The organism is Streptomyces olivaceus (assembly GCF_000721235.1).
Classification (GTDB): Bacteria; Actinomycetota; Actinomycetes; order Streptomycetales; family Streptomycetaceae; genus Streptomyces; species Streptomyces olivaceus.
Genome location: NZ_JOFH01000136.1, coordinates 1 through 435 on the forward strand (window position 1 = coordinate 1; position 435 = coordinate 435).

The 435-nt window shown below is 68.7% G+C and carries 1 protein-coding gene; it reads left to right on the forward strand.

Annotation, left to right across the window (positions count from 1 at the left end; all coding sequences use genetic code 11):
• A partial coding sequence (locus tag IG94_RS0138130; RefSeq protein ID WP_031048822.1) for a beta-ketoacyl synthase N-terminal-like domain-containing protein occupies nucleotides 1-435 on the forward strand: 435 nt, incomplete at both ends.

Genomic DNA, 435 nt, shown 5'->3' on the forward strand with positions numbered 1-435 from the left:
GACGATCCGGTGGTGGTCGTGGGGATGGCCTGCCGCTACCCCGGCGGCGTGCGCTCACCCGAGGACCTGTGGCAACTGGTCGCCGACGGCACCGACGCCATCGGCGACTTCCCCACCGACCGCGGCTGGAACCTCGACACCCTCTACCACCCCGACCCCGACCACACCGGCACCACCTACACCCGCCACGGCGGCTTCCTCCACAACGCCGCCGACTTCGACCCCGAATTCTTCGGCATCAGCCCCCGCGAAGCCCTCGCCACCGACCCCCAACAACGCCTCCTCCTCGAAACCGCCTGGGAAACCCTCGAAAACGCCGGAATCAACCCACACACCCTCCGCGGCACCCGCACCGGCGTCTTCACCGGCGTCATGTACGACGACTACGGCAACCGCCTCATGCAAGCCTCCCCCGACGGCTTCGAAGGCTTCCTG